15 protein-coding genes are annotated in these 16,577 nt (G+C 63.7%); 13 read left to right on the forward strand and 2 right to left on the reverse strand.

The window, feature by feature from the left end:
- Nucleotides 1-20: 20 nt before the first annotated feature.
- The 13 genes from ASILVAE211_RS12390 (at nucleotide 21) to ASILVAE211_RS12450 (ending at nucleotide 11,256) form a co-directional block, all read left to right on the forward strand.
- Nucleotides 21-461: a Spy/CpxP family protein refolding chaperone gene (locus ASILVAE211_RS12390; protein WP_227321617.1), complete on the forward strand. Its 441-nt coding sequence runs from the start codon at nucleotides 21-23 to the stop codon at nucleotides 459-461.
- Nucleotides 462-526: 65 nt separating this feature from the next.
- A complete protein-coding gene (locus ASILVAE211_RS12395) occupies nucleotides 527-1,513 on the forward strand; it encodes an XdhC family protein (protein ID WP_227321618.1) in 987 nt (328 codons plus the stop codon).
- Nucleotides 1,510-2,097: a nucleotidyltransferase family protein gene (locus ASILVAE211_RS12400; RefSeq protein ID WP_227321619.1), complete on the forward strand. Its 588-nt coding sequence runs from the start codon at nucleotides 1,510-1,512 to the stop codon at nucleotides 2,095-2,097. The genes ASILVAE211_RS12395 and ASILVAE211_RS12400 overlap by 4 nt, the downstream gene beginning before the upstream one ends.
- A gap of 60 nt (nucleotides 2,098-2,157) precedes the next feature.
- Nucleotides 2,158-2,382 (forward strand): antitoxin MazE-like protein, encoded by a 225-nt coding sequence (locus ASILVAE211_RS12405; RefSeq protein WP_227321620.1) that lies wholly within the window; start codon nucleotides 2,158-2,160, stop codon nucleotides 2,380-2,382.
- The gene (locus ASILVAE211_RS12410; protein WP_227321621.1) at nucleotides 2,379-2,705 is read left to right on the forward strand and encodes a type II toxin-antitoxin system PemK/MazF family toxin; all 327 of its coding nucleotides are present in this window, start codon (nucleotides 2,379-2,381) and stop codon (nucleotides 2,703-2,705) included. The genes ASILVAE211_RS12405 and ASILVAE211_RS12410 overlap by 4 nt, the downstream gene beginning before the upstream one ends.
- A 99-nt stretch (nucleotides 2,706-2,804) precedes the next feature.
- Entirely contained in the window at nucleotides 2,805-3,512 is a 708-nt protein-coding gene (locus ASILVAE211_RS12415) for a GntR family transcriptional regulator (RefSeq protein ID WP_227321622.1), read from the forward strand.
- Entirely contained in the window at nucleotides 3,509-4,516 is a 1,008-nt protein-coding gene (locus ASILVAE211_RS12420; RefSeq protein ID WP_227321623.1) for an ADP-ribosylglycohydrolase family protein, read from the forward strand. Before ASILVAE211_RS12415 ends, ASILVAE211_RS12420 begins: the two co-directional genes overlap by 4 nt.
- Complete coding sequence (locus ASILVAE211_RS12425; protein WP_227321624.1) at nucleotides 4,516-5,484, forward strand: PfkB family carbohydrate kinase; 969 nt, start codon at nucleotides 4,516-4,518, stop codon at nucleotides 5,482-5,484. Before ASILVAE211_RS12420 ends, ASILVAE211_RS12425 begins: the two co-directional genes overlap by 1 nt.
- A gap of 39 nt (nucleotides 5,485-5,523) precedes the next feature.
- Nucleotides 5,524-6,600, forward strand: a complete 1,077-nt coding sequence (locus tag ASILVAE211_RS12430; RefSeq protein ID WP_227321625.1) for an ABC transporter substrate-binding protein — start codon at nucleotides 5,524-5,526, stop codon at nucleotides 6,598-6,600.
- A 4-nt stretch (nucleotides 6,601-6,604) separates the two neighbouring features.
- Nucleotides 6,605-7,468, forward strand: coding sequence for an ABC transporter permease (locus tag ASILVAE211_RS12435; RefSeq protein WP_227321626.1), 864 nt, complete (start codon nucleotides 6,605-6,607; stop codon nucleotides 7,466-7,468).
- Nucleotides 7,461-8,285: an ABC transporter permease gene (locus tag ASILVAE211_RS12440; RefSeq protein WP_227321627.1), complete on the forward strand. Its 825-nt coding sequence runs from the start codon at nucleotides 7,461-7,463 to the stop codon at nucleotides 8,283-8,285. Before ASILVAE211_RS12435 ends, ASILVAE211_RS12440 begins: the two co-directional genes overlap by 8 nt.
- Nucleotides 8,282-9,355 carry an ABC transporter ATP-binding protein gene (locus ASILVAE211_RS12445; RefSeq protein WP_227321628.1) on the forward strand — a complete coding sequence of 358 codons (1,074 nt, stop codon included), beginning with the start codon at nucleotides 8,282-8,284 and terminating at the stop codon, nucleotides 9,353-9,355. Before ASILVAE211_RS12440 ends, ASILVAE211_RS12445 begins: the two co-directional genes overlap by 4 nt.
- Entirely contained in the window at nucleotides 9,352-11,256 is a 1,905-nt protein-coding gene (locus ASILVAE211_RS12450; protein WP_227321629.1) for an MGH1-like glycoside hydrolase domain-containing protein, read from the forward strand. Before ASILVAE211_RS12445 ends, ASILVAE211_RS12450 begins: the two co-directional genes overlap by 4 nt.
- 141 nt (nucleotides 11,257-11,397) lie before the next feature.
- Here the strand turns inward: ASILVAE211_RS12450 and ASILVAE211_RS12455 are convergent, their stop codons facing one another.
- Both ASILVAE211_RS12455 and ASILVAE211_RS12460 read right to left on the reverse strand, forming a co-directional pair.
- Nucleotides 11,398-12,711, reverse strand: coding sequence for an NtaA/DmoA family FMN-dependent monooxygenase (locus ASILVAE211_RS12455; protein ID WP_227321630.1), 1,314 nt, complete (start codon nucleotides 12,709-12,711; stop codon nucleotides 11,398-11,400).
- 152 nt (nucleotides 12,712-12,863) lie between these two features.
- Nucleotides 12,864-16,223 carry a Hint domain-containing protein gene (locus ASILVAE211_RS12460; protein ID WP_227321631.1) on the reverse strand — a complete coding sequence of 1,120 codons (3,360 nt, stop codon included), beginning with the start codon at nucleotides 16,221-16,223 and terminating at the stop codon, nucleotides 12,864-12,866.
- Between the last annotated feature and the right edge of the window lie 354 nt (nucleotides 16,224-16,577).

The raw sequence follows: 16,577 nt of genomic DNA on the forward strand, positions 1-16,577 counted from the left end.
ACGTAAAACACAGGATAATCATGAAGACCATCACACTGTTCCGCACCGCGGCTCTGGCCCTGATGCTGACCCCGGCGCTTGGCCTCATCCAGGGCAGCGCCCATGCCGCAACCCCGACCGATGTCAGCAATACCACCGCCAAAGCGATCGATGACCGCATCGCCGCGCTGAAGGCGCGTCTTGTCATTACCGACGCCGAAACCCCGGCCTGGGACGCTTTCGCCCAGGCCATGCGCGACAATGCCACCAGCACGGATGCGGTCTTCGCGCAGCGTGCGCAGACGGCCAAAACCATGAACGCGTTGCAGAACATGCAGTCCTACGCCCAGGTGGCGCGCGCCTATGCCGATAACACGCAAAAGCTGGCCGATGCCTTCGCAGCCGTCTACGGCCAGCTTTCGCCCACGCAGAAGCAGGTGGCGGACACGCTGTTCCGTGACCAGGCAACCGCCGCCAAGTAAGACGCGCGCTTGGCGTGTCGCCGATCCTCGGTGCAGGATAGCCGGGATCGACGGAGCCTGGCGGGATGACTTCGACCCAAGACCCTTTGCGGGACGGCTGGACATGGGCGCAGGCAGGCGAAAGCGTTGCCTGCGCCACCGTTTTGCGCACCTGGGGGAGTTCGCCTTGTGCTGCCGGCAGCCATATGGTGGTGGGCCAGTCCGGGCGCATCAGCGGTGCCGTCAGCGGCGGCTGCGTGGAGAGTGCGGTCATCCAGACGGCGCAGCGCATTCTGGCCGAGGGCGGCGCCGAACGCCTGAGTTTCGGTGTGGCGGACGAACTCGCCTGGTCGGTCGGCCTGGCCTGCGGCGGGCAGATCGAAATCTATGTCGAGCCCTTGCAGACCGCGATCCTGCCAGCACTCTTCGCGGCGCGGGAACGGCGGGACAGTCTGGCGGTCGCCCGCCGGCTGGATGGCGGCGGCGCGCGGGTGATCGCCAATGGCGAGGCAGCCTTCGGCCCGGCCGTGGCGGAAGCCTTGTCGGCTGACACGCCTGTGCTGTGCGATGTCGGGGGTGAGCCCTTTTTCGTCGAGGCCTTCAACCCGGCGCCGCGCCTCATCATCATCGGGGCCGTGCGCATCGCCCAGTCCCTGGCGCCGATGGCGCGGCTTGCGGGTTTCGAGACCGTCATCATCGATCCGCGTGAGCATTTCTGCACGCCCGAACGCTTTCCCGACACGCGGCTGGTGCTGGACTGGCCGGATAGCGGACTGGCGACGCTTGGCCTCGACGTGCGTTGCGCTGTCGTCACCATGACGCATGATCCGAAATTCGATGACCCCGCCTTGATCGAAGCGCTGGCCGCGCCTGTCTTCTATGTCGGCGCGCTTGGCTCCCGCCGCAGCCACGCGGCGCGGCTGGAGCGCTTGCGAGAGAGCGGCGTGGCGGAGGCGGCGCTGGCCCGCATTCATGGCCCGGTCGGTCTCGATATCGGCGGAATCGGCCCGAGTGAAATCGCGGTCTCCATCGTCGCGGGCGTGATCGCGGCGCGGCGCGGACGGCGGTCATGACGCGCATCGCGGCCATCGTTCTGGCGGCCGGCCTGTCGCGCCGCATGGGCGAGGTCAACAAACTGCTGATGCCTTGGCCGGCCGGCGGCACGGTGCTGAGCGCGACCCTGAGCCAGGTTCTGGCCAGCGGGGCGGCGCCGGTCATTCTGGTGACAGGCCATGAGCGTGACACGGTGGAGCGCGCAACGGTGCATCTGCCGCTGATGCGCGTCCATGCCGGCAGCTATGAACAGGGCCTGTCCGCCAGTCTGCGCGCAGGCATCGCCGCCGTGCCTGACGATTGCGATGCCGTGCTGATCTGCCTGGGCGATATGCCCTTCGTGCCGGCCGCCGTTCTGCGCGCCATGATGGCGGCTTTCGCGCCCGTTGAAGGGCGCGGCATCATCCGCCCGACCTTCGACGGCAAACAGGGCAACCCGATCCTGTGGGGGCGGGCGCATTTCGCGGCGCTCGGCACCCTGACCGGGGATCGCGGGGCAAGGGATATTCTGGCGGCCAGCACCGAGGTGCATCGTCTGCCGGTAGAAAGTGCCGGCATTCTGGACGATCTCGATACGCCCGAGCAGTTTGCGGCGATGCTTTAGGCCCATTTGGTAGCGCGCTACTGTTGTGATAAAGTCGCGCGCTGCCAGTGGAGAGTATTCATGTCTCAAGCTTCCCGCGACGGAGATGGGCTGACGAAGTTCCAACGCTATCGGCAGCGCCAACAGCATCGCGGCATGAAAATGCTGCGGATTTGGGTACCCGATACAAGCCATCCGGAGTTCGCGGCTGAAGCCCGACGGCAAGGTGAGATGTTGCGCGGACGGCCTGAGGAGGCCGATGCCACCAACTTCATTGCCGAAGCTTTTGAATGGCCTGAGCCATGAGACGAGGTGATCTTGTTACGGTATCGGCCCAAGGGGACTACGGCAAAGCGCGTCCGGCCATCGTTGTGCAGTCTGATGCCTTGGACGGCGCCGAGAGCGTGCTGGTTGCCCTGCTGACCAGCACGCTGTCTGACGCGCCACTTTATCGCCTGACCATCGAAGCCAATGCACGCAATGGACTGCAAAAGCCATCGCAAGTCATGGTGGATAAGGTGCTTGCCTATCCGCGAGCGAAATGCGGGCCTAGCTTCGGGCACTTGGAACCGCAAGACCTCATAGCGTTGAATAGCATGCTGCTGGTTATGCTCGGTTTGGCAGATTAAAAGCCCGCCTGATCTTGTTGTGAGACCCAACCGCTTTCCTGCTTGCACCCCACCGAACGATCTGCCTAGGATCGGACAGGAACGTACAGGTTCGTACAGGTGGCGGCAAAATATCAGCGTCTGGCCGATCTGCTGACCAGGGACATCCAGACGGGTGCTTTCCAGCCGGGGGAGCGTCTGCCCGGTGAGAACGACCTCGCCCGCAAATTCGATGTCAGCCGCAGCACCATCCGTCAGGCGCTGTCCAGCTTGCAGGATGCCGGGCTGATCGAAACCTGGACCGGGGCCGGCTCCTTCGTCTGTTATGACGGTGCGCGGCTGGATGACGATCTCGGCTGGTCCCGCGCGCTGGCGCGCCACGGCGTGGTGCAGGCGCCGCGCATTCTGCGCTTCGACCGCATGGAAGACGCGGCACTGGCTGAAACCCTGGCGCTACCGACAGCGGTTTTTCTGGCGCTCGACCGCGTGCGCAGCACGGAAAGCGGCAAGCCGATTTCCCTCGAACGCAGCCGGCTACCCTGGCGGGACAGCTTCGCGGGCGTCATCGAGGGTGGCCTGGTTGATGGGTCATTGCGACGGACGCTGGAAGCATTGGACATTCGCCCCGTCGGCGGCACGGAATCGGTGGACCTCGTGCGCCTTTCGGCGGCTGACGCGGCCGAATTGCAGCAGCCGGAAGGCGAACCCTTCCTGGGCACCACGCGCATCGTGCATGACGCGGCGGGCGCCATTGTGGAACATGTCCGCAGCCGCCTGCATCCGTCCCATTTCACGCTTCAGCTCAGCTTCGGTGAAACCTTGAAATGACCATACTTGACCGCGCTTACGGGGCCTTGCTGGGCCTGGCCATCGGTGACGCCTTGGGGATGCCGACACAATATACGCCGCGCAGCCTCATTGCCGAACGCTATGGCATTCTGGACAGCTTCCAGCCAGGGCCAGACGATAATTTCATCAGCCGTGGCATGGCAGCGGGCCGCGTGACGGACGATACCGATCAGGCCGTCATCCTGGGTGAATTGCTGGTGGCGGGGCAGGGCGCCGTTGACCCTGAACTCTTCGCATCCCGTCTGCTGGCATGGGAAAAGCGGATGATCGAGATCGGATCGCATGACCTGCTTGGCCCTTCCACCCGCGCCGCGCTGACGCTGGTGGCAGGCGGCATGTCGACCGAACTCACCGGCCGCAGTGGTTCCACCAATGGCGCGGCGATGCGGGTGGCGCCCGTCGGTATTGCCTTTCCGGCAGAGCCGCTCAGCACCATTGTCGATGCCGTCTTTCAGACCGGCCATGTGACGCATAATACGACGGTCGCCATCGCCGGGGCCTCGGCCGTGGCGGCGGCCGTCAGCGCCGGCATTGACGGCGCATCGGTGGCGGACGCGCTGGTGATTGCCATCGAGGCCGCGAAACTCGGCGCCAAGCGCGGCTTCTATTTCGCGGGCGGCGATGTCGCGGCGCGCAGCGCCTGGGCGCTGGATCTGGTGCGCGGTCAATCCGAAGACACGGCGCTGGACCTTATCTATCGTCTCGTCGGCACGGGCGTCGCCACCAACGAAGCCGTGCCGGCGGCGCTTGCCATCTGTGCGGTCGCGCCACACGACCCTTGGCGGGTCTGCTGTCTGGCCGCCAGCCTGGGCGGCGACTGCGATACGGTGGGCGCCATTGCCGGTGCCATCATGGGCGCCTGTCACGGCGCCAGCGCCTTTCCGGCCGATCAGGTCGCCAAGCTGAATGCCGCCAACCCGGATTTGACACTGGAAGCCTTGGCCGCCGATCTTCTGACGCTGCGCACCGGGCAGGCGGGCTGATGGACGGCAGGGCACCCCGGCTTTTCACGGTCGGCAGCGTGCTCGCGGATATCCGTCTGGATGTGCCGCATCTGCCCGCGCGCGGTGGTGATGTCATCGGCACTGGTGCGCAGGTCTCGGCCGGCGGCGGCTTCAATATCCTGGCCGCTGCCGCGCGCCAGGGCATGGACTGCATCTTCGCCGGCCGCCACGGCAGCGGGCCTTATGGCGCGCAGATCCGCGCCGATTTCGCGCGGGAGGGCATTGCGACCGTTCATCCGCCCGTGACCGACGCCGATAGCGGCTTTTGCCTTGTCATGGTGGAACCCGACGGCGAACGTACTTTCGTCTCCAGCCCTGGTGTCGAAGCCGCACTGGCCGGCCGACGCTTCGCGGACCTGCCGCTGCGGATGGGGGATGTGCTCTTCGCCTCCGGCTATGACCTCAGCTACCCTGAACTCGGGCGCCCGATTGCGGCCTGGATGACAGGTCTGCCGTGGGAGATCGGCTTCGTGGTCGATCCTGGCCCTTTGGTTGCAGACATTCCCGAAGCCGTCATGGCGCAGGTCATGCCGCGTGCGACGGTCTGGAGCATGAACCGGCGCGAGGCGGAGATGCTGACCGGCACGGCTGACCCTGCCTTGGCCCGCACCCGGATGCGCCTCGCGCCCGATGCGCTTCTGATTCTGCGCGATGGCGCGGCCGGGGCCTGGCTGTCCACGGGCATCGACACGGCACCCGTTCTGGTGCCTGCGCCGCCTGTGACGATGATCGATTCCACCGGCGCGGGGGACACGCATAGCGGCGTGCTCATCGCCTCTCTCGCTGCCGGTCTGGCCCCGCTTGCGGCTGTCGCCCGCGCCAATGCGGCGGCAGCCCTTTCTGTCACGCGCAAAGGCCCGGCGACGGCGCCCGATGCGCGTGAACTGGACGACTTTCTTGGCAGTGCGGAAAATCCCGTTCTGCGCCGTGCGGAAAAGGTTGGCTGATACTCTCACGATAACCCTTATCTGACAGGAAGCTTGACGATGTCCCTTACTCGCCGCTCCGTGCTGGCCGCCGGTGCTTTGATGGCCATTCCCGGTATCGCCCGCGCCCAGACTGCCGCCTTCAAAGGCCAGGCTCTGACCGTCGCATCCTGGCAGAATTACGGGTCCGATGACGCGGCAACGGTCAAGATGTTCCAGGACATGACCGGCGCCACCATCAAGAACGTCTATTTCACCTCGGAAGATGACTTGCTCCAGATGCTGCGCCAGGGGGGCATGGGCAAGATCGACGTCGTTCTGCCTAATCTGGAATATGTCGCCACGGGGGCTCAGCAATCGCTGTTCCAGCCCATCGACACCTCCAAAATCCACACATGGTCGTCGCTGGAGGAGCGTTTCAGCGCTGACCCGTCGATCCGCCTCAACGGTCAGGTCTATGCCGTGCCTTGGGTGCAGGGTGCCACTTCGCTCGCGGTGAATACCGACGTCCATCCGACGCCGACAAGCTGGAAAGTGCTTTGGGATCCGGCGAGCAAGGGCAAGGTCGGCTTTTTCGATGACCCGACAACGGCTATCATGACGGCCGCGCTCTATCTGGGCGAAGATCCGCAGAACCCGGATCTGGCCAAGGTGCGGACCGCGCTTCTGGCGCTGAAGGAGAATGTGAAGCTCTTCTGGTCCTCGGGCGACGACTGGAACAAGGCTTTCACCACCGGCGAAATCACCATGGGCAATCTGTGGTCGGGCCTCGCCGGCACGCTGAAGACCAACGGCCATCCGCTGGACTATGTCTTTCCGGATGACGGCACCGTCGTCTGGGGCGATACCTGGGCCATCGTCTCCAAGACCCCGCATTTGGACCTGGCCTATGCCTGGATCAATTTCCTGACCAGCCCCGCCTATTTCACGCAATGGATCGGCACGCCCGGCCCCAATCAGGAACTGGCCGTGCCGGTGAACACGGATGCCGTGAAGGCGCTGCCGCAGGCGGCCTCCGACAAGCTGATGGCGGGTCCGCTGCTCAACTACAAAGGCAAGATCGCGCTGCAGACCGGCATTTCCCCGGCCGCGCTCAAGAAATGGACGCAGCTCTGGGAAGATGTGAAGGCCTCCTGAGCCGATGATGCGGCGCTTCCTCAACCTTCTGGCGACACCCATCCTGCTGCTGCCCGCGGCCATTGTGCTGGCACTGATGGTGGTCATACCGCTGGCCGTGCTGATCTGGTTCAGCTTCGCGCCTGATGGAGCAGGGGCGCCGCTATCGCTCGACAGCTATCAACGGATGATCGACAGCCCGCTTTACGCGCGATTGGCGATCAAGACGCTGTGGACAGCGGGGCTGGCGGCGCTGATCACGGCGGCGATTGCCTGGTGTCCGGCCTGGGCGCTGTCGCGCCTGCCGGGACGGACCCGCAATCTCATTCTCCTCGCCGTCATCATTCCTTACCTGACGTCTTATCTGCTGCTCATCTACAGCATCTTTGTGGTTCTGGGGCCGGGCAGCCCGATCATGGCGCTGCTGCGTCTGGTGGGTCTCGCATCGCCCGGCGCGTCGATCCTCTATAGCCAACCTGCGACCATCGTCATGCTGGTCTACGAGAATTTGCCGCTGATGATCTTCGTGCTGTTTTCCGGCATGCAGCGGATCGATGGAAATCTGCTGGCTGCCGCCGGGTCGCTCGGCGCCGGCCGCCTCCGTCGCATGACGCATATCGTCTTTCCCATGGCGGCACCCGCGCTCGTCTCGGCCCTCGTCATGGTCTTCGTGCCCATGGGCGGCGCCTTCGTGGAAAGCCAGATTCTGGGCGGCCCGCATGGGTTGCTGCTGGGCAATATCATCGCCGATCAGATGACGCGGGCGGATGACCCGTCCTTCGGCTCGGCGCTGTCCATCCTGCTGCTGCTCGGGATGCTGATCATCACTGGACTGGTCTCGGCCGTCAGACCCGTCGCCCAGTGGGTGAAAGGCCTGACCCATGCGTAGATCCCGCCTGCGTGACGCGGAAGCGCTGTCGCCTTTCATGATCGGCATGCTGGCGCTGAGCCTTGCAATCCTGTTCGTGCCGCTCGGCATCATCATTCTTCTGTCCTTCAATACCTCGCCCTATGGCACCTTTCCGTTTCAAGGCACGCTGAAATGGTATGGCGCGCTCTTCACGGATTCCGGCCTGCTCGGCCCCACCTGGCTGTCGGTTGAGCTGTCCTTTCTCGTTGCCGTCAGCGCCGCCGTCTTCGGCACCATGGCGGCCGTCTGGCTGGACAGGCGCGCGTCCAAAATCGCCGGTACGCTGTTTCGGGCCGCGCTGCTCAGCGCCATTACCGTGCCATGGCTGATCCTGGGCCTGGCCATGCTGCTGGTGATGAATGCCATCGGTATCGGGCGCAGTCTTTTCGCCATCTATCTCGGCCTGCTCGCGACCGTCCTGCCCTATGTCGTCTTCATCGTCGCCGCCCGGCTGAATGCGCTGGACCGGGACCTGGATTTCGCGGCGCGATCCCTCGGCGCCAGCCCCATCATCAGCTTCCTGCGCGTCAGCGCGCCTCTCATCCTGCCCTCCATCATCAGCGGAACGCTCATTGCCTTCATGGTCTCCTTCAACAATTTCCTGATCCAGTATTTCCTCGCACCTTTCGGCGTGCAGACCCTGCCGCTGAAAATCTACACGCTCATCCGCGTCGGCTATCTGCCCGATCTCAATGCGCTGGCAACGCTCATCGTCGGCATTACCTGCCTGTTCATCGCGATCCTGCATCGCCTGGGCCTGCGCAATGCCGGACTGCCGGGAGGAGCCGCGCTATGACCGGCAGGGAAGACGGGCTGACGATTACGGCGGTCGGCAAGGATTTCGGGCCTGTCCAGGTCTTGAAGGATGTCAGCCTGTCGGTGCCGCGCGGGGAGTTTCATACCCTGCTGGGGCCGTCAGGCTCGGGCAAGACGACGCTGCTCAAGATCGTGGCGGGGTTCACGCCGGCCGCGCGCGGCAGCGTGACGCTGGCGGGTCGTGTCATCACCGATATGCCGCCCGAACATCGCAATATCGGCGTCGTCTTTCAGCACTATGCCTTGTTTCCGCATATGACAGTGGCCGAGAATATCGGTTTCGGCCTCAAGATGCGCGGTGTCGCCAAGGCCGAGCGCGCATCAAGGGTGGAAGAAGTTCTGCGCCTCGTCCGCATGGCCGACTTCGGCCAGCGCAAGCCGGCGGCGCTGTCCGGCGGCCAGCAGCAGCGCGTGGCCTTGGCGCGGGCTTTGGTCATCAAGCCGCAATTGCTGCTGCTGGACGAGCCGCTCTCCGCGCTGGACCGCAAAGTGCGGCAGGAAGTGCGGGAGGAATTGAAGCGCATCCAGGCGGAGACGGGTGTGACCACCGTCATGGTGACGCATGATCAGGAGGAGGCGCTTTTCCTGGCCGACCGCGTTCTGGTGCTTGAAGGTGGCGCCTTGCGTCAGCAGGGCGCGCCCACCGATATCTACAGCCATCCGGCGGATGAATTTGTCGCCGGCTTTCTGGGCGCCATCAATCTTCTGGCCGTCACGGCCCAAGGCCAAAGCCTGCGGCTGGGAAACCAGACTTTCGCGCCACCGGCTGAGCTTGCTGAGGCTTTGGCCAAGGCCAATCCGGGTGCCGCTTTACAACTGGCGGTGCGGCCGGAACAGATTCTGGTCCAGCCCGGCGCTGCCTTGCCAGGGCAACTGGGCGGCCGCCTGATCGCGACCGAATTCGGCGGCCCGGTGGTGACGCTGCGCGTCGAGGTGGAAGGGCAGGCGGTCTCCGTCCTCTCCCTTTCGCCCGATGTGCTGGCGGCCGGCCCCTGGGAGATCGGCATGCCGGTGTGCCTTGTCATTCGTGGCGGAAGGCTGCTGCCATGACGGTCAGTCCAAGCCGCCAGTGGAACAGCTGGGATGCGCGTGACCCGCTGGCGATGGTGCATCTGCCCACGGGGCTGACGCTGCGCTTCTCTTTGTTCAGCAGCGCGGACGGAAAATACCGCCTGCTGGGACAAGGCAGCGGCATTTCGCTGCTGGACCATGCCTCCGACGGCAGTTTCATCCGCGCCCGCGTCAGTCATGCCGGGGCGGAACTGGAACTGACCTATAGCAAGCCCGATCCGCATTCCGTCCTGGCCCGCCTGCGGGTTCTGAAAACCGGGGAATGGGGCCTGCGCTTCTGGATGGCGCTGGAAATGGGCTTTCAGGATCTGCAAGGCGGCCCGGCGCCCTGGCGCGAGGATGAGCCCTGGGTGACGGTGGAAAACAAGGAGCCGATGCCCCCCAATGCGCCGCCACGGCTATTGGCGCGTCATCGCTCGCTCTGGGCCTCGGCGCAGTCTTCCGAACCCGCCGCCTATGGCGGTGCCTATGCCGAGATCGAGACCTTCGCGCAGGATATGAATGCGCGCGGCTATTACGTGCCGCCGCGCGAGGAGACGGGCAGCCGCTGGGGCGTGCTGCGCTTCAATGCTCAGATGCACCCGGAGGTTTGCGTGGCGGTGGCGCTCGGCACCGACCGCGCCATGGCGGAAACCGCCAGTGTGGCACTGCTGCAAAGCCCGCCCGCAACCCTGCCTGCGGCCGATGAGGCCTTTGCCGCCGTGCGCGATATCGTCGCCTGGAACACGCTCTGGGATAAGGACAATCACCGCGTCACCACGGTGCTGACGCGTAACTGGCTGACGGGCAAATTCTCCGGCTGGGGTGTCTGGCTGAACGATATTCTGTTCCATGCCCTGATGGCCGGCATGGTGGGAGATTTCGCGACCGCGCGCGCCAATCTGGAAGCGGCCCTCGGCTATCAGTCGCCGGAAGGCAATCTGGCCTGTCTGCGCACGACCAATGAGGAATGGATCGACCGCGCACAATCGCCGATCGGTGCCTATGTGCTGTGGCGACTGTTTGAGATGACGGGCGACCGGTCCTTGCTTATCGAGCATTTCCCGACCCTGTTGCGCGCCCATCGCTGGTGGCTGAACAAGCGCGACGGCAATGGCGATGGGCTGATCGAATATGGCAGTTCCGCCACCGGCACCGGCGCTTTCGTTCATACCAAGCAAGGGGCGATGGACGAATCCTTCATGGATAATGCGCCGATCTTCGACAATGCAGGGTTCGACACGGACGCGCATACAATGACGATGGCCGAGCCGGGGCTGAACAGCCTTGTTTCCCTCGATGCGCAATGTCTGGCGAGGATCGCCGAGGTTCTGGGAGAGTCTGAGACGGCCGCAGCCCTTCGTGAAACAGCCTCTGCTTTGAACGCCCGCATCGCCGACAGGCTGTGGCATGCGGACCGGCAAGTTTTCGCCGGCCGGCACTGGTCCGGCGCGTTTGAGCCGTCACTCTCCGTCACCTGCTTCTATCCGCTGCTGGCCGGTGCCGCTTCAAATGAGCAGATCAATGCCTTGATCGACGGATACCTGCTTAACCCCGATAAATTCTGGGGCGAGCGAGTTTTGCCGTCATCAGCGAACGATGATCCGGCGAGTGTGGACAATGTCTATTGGCGCGGGCGTATCTGGCCGCCGCATATCTTTCTGGTCTGGGAAGGGCTGCGCCGGGCCGGGCGGGATGATCTGGCGACCGAAGTCTCGCATCGCGCCTGGGCTATGTTTGCATCCGGCTGGCGGGATGCGCGCGTCTGCCGGGAGAATTTCCACCGCCAGGACGGGCAGGGCGATGACAGTCCGGATGCCGACCGGTTCTATAGCTGGGGCGCGCTGATCCCGGCGACCGTCATGCTGACGGCAGCAGGAACCTACGCGCTCATCGGTTAGAGTATGTCGCAGATGACGCGACGCGCACCAAATCCGTCATGCCCGCTTAAGCGGGCATCTTCTATTCGCCGCAGAGCCAAGACAAGAAGATCCCCGTGTCGAGCACGGGGATGACGGTGGTCCCACCAAAACTTGCAGCCCCTAAAACTCCAGAAGATTGTCGCGGAACTGCGTGTGGCCATAGCCTTTCCGCATCAACCCGCGTTTTTGCAGCACCGGCACCAGCCCGTCCTCGATCTCCGCCATCGTGCGGCGTGACATATTGGCGTAGGAGACGAGGAAACCGTCGCCGCCGATATGCTGCATCATCTCCGCCATCTGGCTGGCGATATCATCCGGGGAGCCGATGAAATCCATCGAGCCACCCTCGGCATCGTAATGCAGAATGGCCTCGCGCAGCGGCATATGGCCGGTCTTGCGCCTGAAATCGTCCAGCAATTGCTGGTGGCCGTTGGTCTTTACTTCGCCCAAGGGCGTATCGAGATCGAATTGCTTGAAGTCGACATTGGTGATTTTGCTGAGGAAGGCCAGTCGCTGATCGGTGCGCTGGCTCATCTTCGCGCTGCGCCGTTCCAGCAGCCGCTCGGCATCCGCGCGCGTTTCCCCCATCAGCGGCGAGATCAGGAACAAGACCTTGCAGTCATCCGGGTTGCGTCCTTCTGCCGCCATGCGCTTGCGCACATCCGCGCGAAAGGCGCGCATGGCATCGGCCCCTTCCACGGAAGCGACGATCGTATCGGCATATTTGGCGGCGAACTGCCGGCCGCGTGCTGATCCACCAGCCTGGGCGATGACCGGACGGCCCTGCGGGCAAGGCCCGGCATTCAGCGGCCCGCGCGATGTGTAGAAGCGGCCCTCGAAATCGATCTGCTTGACCTTGGTATGGTCGATCAACATGCCGCTGTCGGTATCGGCGACCATGGCGCCCGGCTGCCACCCGGCCCAGAGCTGGCGGATGAGATCGATATATTCCTCCGCCATCTCATAGCGCAGGTCATGCTCCGGCATGCCGTCCAGGCCATAGTTGCGAGCGGCGAAGTCCGAACTGCCCGTCACCATGTTCCAGCCTGCGCGGCCGGAGGAAACCTGATCCATCGTCGCCATCAGCCGCGCCAGCAGATAGGGCGGATAGGCGAAGGTGCCGAAGGTCGGCACGATGCCGATGCGCGATGTCGCCGCCGCCATCAGCGTCGCGACCACCGAGGGGTCTTGTCGCGGCACGGACATGCCGTGATGCAGATAGGTCTCGCGGGATTTGCCGTAGCTCTCGCCGATATAGGAGGCATCCTCGATCAGGATATAATCGAAGCAGGCACGCTCCATGGACTTTGCGACATCGATGAAAAGATCCGGGCGCATCCAGGTTTCACCAATGCGGCCGGTCCAGGCCTCACCCCAGGCCTGAACGCTCGATCCTTGCAGAAACAAACCCAGATGAAACGGGTCGGTCGTCATAGGCTTTGATACCCCCGGCAGCGGTGTAATCGTCCAAGGCAAGCGCACCAAGCCTAGGGCTGGTCTTATGCCGTGCACAAGACCAGAGAAGCCAAAACGCAAAACGGCGCGGGGGTTGCCCGCGCCGTTTCGCCTCACTCAGTCGCCAGGGTTTAGGCGGCGACGCTGACTTTCGCCCGTGCGGCGAGGGTCGCGCGGATGGCATCCACTTCCACGCCCGTCACCTTCAATGCGGCGCAGGACAGAACGTCCCAGGCCATGGGCGAGAAATCGGCATGCAGCACGACAGGCAGCCCGCCATTCTCGAACATCGCGCGGCCACCCGTTTCCAGATAGCTCTCGGCCGGCAGGCCTTCCGCCAGCAGAACCTCATGCTGCGCCAGTTCGACGTGGAAATAGGTCACGCTGCCGATGCTGTGGTCGAAGCGCACCGTGCTGCCGTTGATGAGGTGTTTCACCGGCACCAGCACGCCTTCGGCGAAGACCGCATGATCGGGGGACAGCAGCAGGTCGCGCACCGGCATGCCGTCGCCGAAGGCCCCGGCCGCAATCCGCACCGGCCGCACCTTCTCGGGTGCCGCATGGCGGGCGAGGGTGATGCTACGATGGCCGATCCAGGTCACTGGCGTCAGGCGGCGCACACCGTCCGTGACGGTGACGACGCTGTCACCCTCCCGCAGCGCTTCCACCGCAACCGCACCGCGCGCGGTCAGGATGCGCGTGCCGGACGCGAAGCACGGCAGCACGGCGCTGTTCAGGATCAGGTCGCCGGCGCTATCCGTGCCGGTGATGAAGTCCGATGCCTGGTAGTCGCCGGTGAAGGTGAGGGTGCCCGTCACCGTGCCGTCCTGGCTGAAGGTCATGACATCGTCAGCGAAGCTGAAGCTGTCATCGGCCAGACCGGCGAGGGTGATGCTGTCGCCGTTGACGAAATTGGCGATGGTCGCGGCGAAGGCGCTCGGGTCATTGACCACAACGCTGTTGCTATGACCCGCGAAGCTGATCGTCTGATTGGCATCAACCGCGATGTCGAAGGTGGCGGTGCCGCCATTCTCAACCGTAATCGTGCCGGCAACGGCAATACCCGCCATAATGTCAGCGGTGGTGGGTATGGCTGCCACCATATTGGTGTCGACCAGCAACTGCCCGCCATCGACGTCAACCGCGCCGGTATTGATGAAGGCGTTGAGATACTGGATGGCAGCGGTGGACCCGGTGTCGATGGTCAGCGTGCCCGCATTGCTGAAGGTGCCGAAGTTGGATTCCACGTTCAGGCCGGCGCCGCCCGCAACGGTGATCTGGCCGTTATTGATGAAGCCCGGGCTGGACAGGTTCATCGTGCCGCTGGAGGCATCGACGTCGATAAGGCCGTCATTGATGATGGTGCCGCCGCTGTCGCTGCCTAGCGTGTCGCTGAAGAAGGCGGTGGTGGTCTGCACAACAACACCGGTGCCGAGCGTCAGGATGCCGCCGGCGCTGAGGCTGTCCAGACCGCCGGCGGAGCCGATGGTGATGGTGGCATTGTCGAAAGTGTCGGTCGCGTCGTTGAAGATCAGGTTGCTGTCGGAACCGTCAATGGTGATGGTGCCGTCACCGGTGCCATCCAGCCCGGTCGCCGTCAGGCCGCCCTGGATAAACAGCTGGGCAGAATTCACCAGGTCGAGATTGCCCTCGATGGTATCACCATGCAGCCAGCCGCCGGCATTGAAGGTACCGCCGTTCAGCTTCAGGACCGCATTCTCGATGGTGCCGTAGTTAAGGACGGTCGAGAAATCGGTATTGGCGGCGATGTTCAGCGTCTCGCCTTCGGCATTCAGCAGGCCATCGACTTCGATAGTGCCGCCGGTGGTCTGCGCGATGGTCAGGGCCGAGGCATAGGTATCGAGGTCGAGTTCGCCGCCGCCCTGGACTTCGATGAAGCCGGTATTGGTGAAGCCCGTGAGGTATTCGATGGCGGCGGTGGAGCCGTTGCCAACCGTCAGCGTGCCGTTATTGGCGAAGGTGCCGTAGGGCGTGATGTCGAGATCGGCGCCACCGGTGACGGTGATCTGGCCGTTATTGATGAAGCCCGGGCTTTCCAGGTTCATCGTGCCGGATGTGGCATCGACGATGATGCTGCCGTCATTGATGATGGTGCCGGCGCCGACGCTACCGAAGGTGTCGCTGAAGAAGGCGGTGGTGGTCTGAACAACGACGCCGGTGCCGAGCGTCAGTATGCCGCCGGCGCTGATGGAGTCGAGGCCGGTGGCGCTGCCGATGGTGATGGTGGTGTTGTCCAGGCTATCGGTCGCATCGTTGAACAGCAGGGTGCTGTCGCTGCCGTCGATGGTGATGGTGCCATCGCCGGTGCCGTCGATGCCGGTCGCCGCGAAGCTGCCCTGGATTTCGGCCGTGGCTTCACCGTCAACCGTGAAATTACCCTCGACGGTGTCGTTCTTGAACAGGCTGAAGCCCATCCCGAGCGACCCGCCATTGAGGACGAGCGTGGCATTTTCGATGGTGCCGTAGTTGAGCAGCGTGGAGAAGCCGGTATCGGTGCCGATATTGAGCGTATCGCCTTCGGCATTCAGCAGACCGTCAACCTCAACCGTGCCGCCGGCAGTCTGGGACTGGGTGAGGGCGCTGGCATAAAGATCGAGGTCGAGTTCGCCGCCGCCCTGAACTTCGACGAAGCCGGTATTGGTGAAGGCGTTGATATATTCGATGGCGGCGGTGGAGGCATTGCCGATGGTCAGCGTGCCGCTATTGGCAAAGGTGCCAAAATTGGATTCGACATCAAGAATGGCACCGCCTGTGACGGTAATCTGGCCGTTATTGATGAAGCCGGGGCTGGACAGGTCCATGGTGCCGGAGGTCGCATCAACGTCGATAAGGCCGTCATTGATGATGGTGCCGCCGCTGTCGCTGCCCAGCGTGTCGCTGAAGAAGGCGGTGGTGGTCTGCACGACGACGCCGGTGCCGAGCGTCAGGATGCCGCCCGCGCTGAGGCTGTCCAGACCGCCGGCGGAGCCGATGGTGATGGTGGCATTGTCGAAGCTGTCGGTCGCGTCGTTGAAGATGAGGTTGCTGTCGGAACCGTCGATGGTGATGGTGCCGTCACCGGTGCCATTCAGACCGGTCGCCGTCAGGCCGCCCTGGATGAACAGTAGCGCGGTATTGGCGAGGTCGAGATTGCCTTCGATCGTATCGCCGTGCAGCCAGCCGGCGCCAGCCGCGAACGTGCCGCCGTCCATGGCGATGGTCGCATTCGCGATCGTCCCGTCATCGATAATCGTGCCGGATTGAAGCGCAATCGTGTCGGCGGAAAGGTAGCCATCGACTTCGAGCGAGGCGAGGGGATTATCTATCGTCAGGTTAGCGATGACAATGGAATCCGCGCTGCTGATCGTAATCGCCGATGCGATTGTGCCTGCTACTGTTGCATCATCCCCTGCCGTCGGCACCTGTCCGGGTGTCCAGTCACTCGAATCGTTCCAGTCACCCGATCCGCCATTCCAGTCGATCGTCGCCATTCCAGGCATCCTTCTCTGTCATTCCGCACAAGACAGGCATCAGCCGAGGAACGGATGCTCCTCGGCTCAGCATCGATAAAATTTATGCGTTCTGTCGCGCGTCAGAGACCTAGCAAGGTTACAAGCCGTGTCGTGAGGCAGTTTGGTTAACATTCGACATGGACGTGACATCGCAATGGTAGCGAAGCGGCATGAGGTATCCGCGCGCGAGGGCGTTACGTGTCGAAGCGTTTTGAGTGAACTGGGAGAGCGAGCCTTGCCACCTCAATCCATGTGCCAATAGCCTGTGCGGAGGGCTCGCCGTCAGCGCGGCAACCGCCGCGGATGAGTTTCGCACTTCAGAATGGAATCCAC

This window comes from Acidisoma silvae, from assembly GCF_020618775.1.
Taxonomy (GTDB): Bacteria; Pseudomonadota; Alphaproteobacteria; order Acetobacterales; family Acetobacteraceae; genus Acidisoma; species Acidisoma silvae.

Bases quoted from the DNA above. Each gene is read 5' to 3' on its own strand.
- ASILVAE211_RS12390 (WP_227321617.1), top strand. From the start codon at position 21: ATGAAGACCATCACACTGTTCCGCACCGCGGCTCTGGCCCTGATGCTG.
- ASILVAE211_RS12395 (WP_227321618.1), top strand. From the start codon at position 527: ATGACTTCGACCCAAGACCCTTTGCGGGACGGCTGGACATGGGCGCAG.
- ASILVAE211_RS12400 (WP_227321619.1), top strand. From the start codon at position 1,510: ATGACGCGCATCGCGGCCATCGTTCTGGCGGCCGGCCTGTCGCGCCGC.
- ASILVAE211_RS12405 (WP_227321620.1), top strand. From the start codon at position 2,158: ATGTCTCAAGCTTCCCGCGACGGAGATGGGCTGACGAAGTTCCAACGC.
- ASILVAE211_RS12410 (WP_227321621.1), top strand. From the start codon at position 2,379: ATGAGACGAGGTGATCTTGTTACGGTATCGGCCCAAGGGGACTACGGC.
- ASILVAE211_RS12420 (WP_227321623.1), top strand. From the start codon at position 3,509: ATGACCATACTTGACCGCGCTTACGGGGCCTTGCTGGGCCTGGCCATC.
- ASILVAE211_RS12425 (WP_227321624.1), top strand. From the start codon at position 4,516: ATGGACGGCAGGGCACCCCGGCTTTTCACGGTCGGCAGCGTGCTCGCG.
- ASILVAE211_RS12430 (WP_227321625.1), top strand. From the start codon at position 5,524: ATGTCCCTTACTCGCCGCTCCGTGCTGGCCGCCGGTGCTTTGATGGCC.
- ASILVAE211_RS12435 (WP_227321626.1), top strand. From the start codon at position 6,605: ATGATGCGGCGCTTCCTCAACCTTCTGGCGACACCCATCCTGCTGCTG.
- ASILVAE211_RS12440 (WP_227321627.1), top strand. From the start codon at position 7,461: ATGCGTAGATCCCGCCTGCGTGACGCGGAAGCGCTGTCGCCTTTCATG.
- ASILVAE211_RS12445 (WP_227321628.1), top strand. From the start codon at position 8,282: ATGACCGGCAGGGAAGACGGGCTGACGATTACGGCGGTCGGCAAGGAT.
- ASILVAE211_RS12450 (WP_227321629.1), top strand. From the start codon at position 9,352: ATGACGGTCAGTCCAAGCCGCCAGTGGAACAGCTGGGATGCGCGTGAC.
- ASILVAE211_RS12455 (WP_227321630.1), bottom strand. From the start codon at position 12,711: ATGACGACCGACCCGTTTCATCTGGGTTTGTTTCTGCAAGGATCGAGC.
- ASILVAE211_RS12460 (WP_227321631.1), bottom strand. From the start codon at position 16,223: ATGGCGACGATCGACTGGAATGGCGGATCGGGTGACTGGAACGATTCG.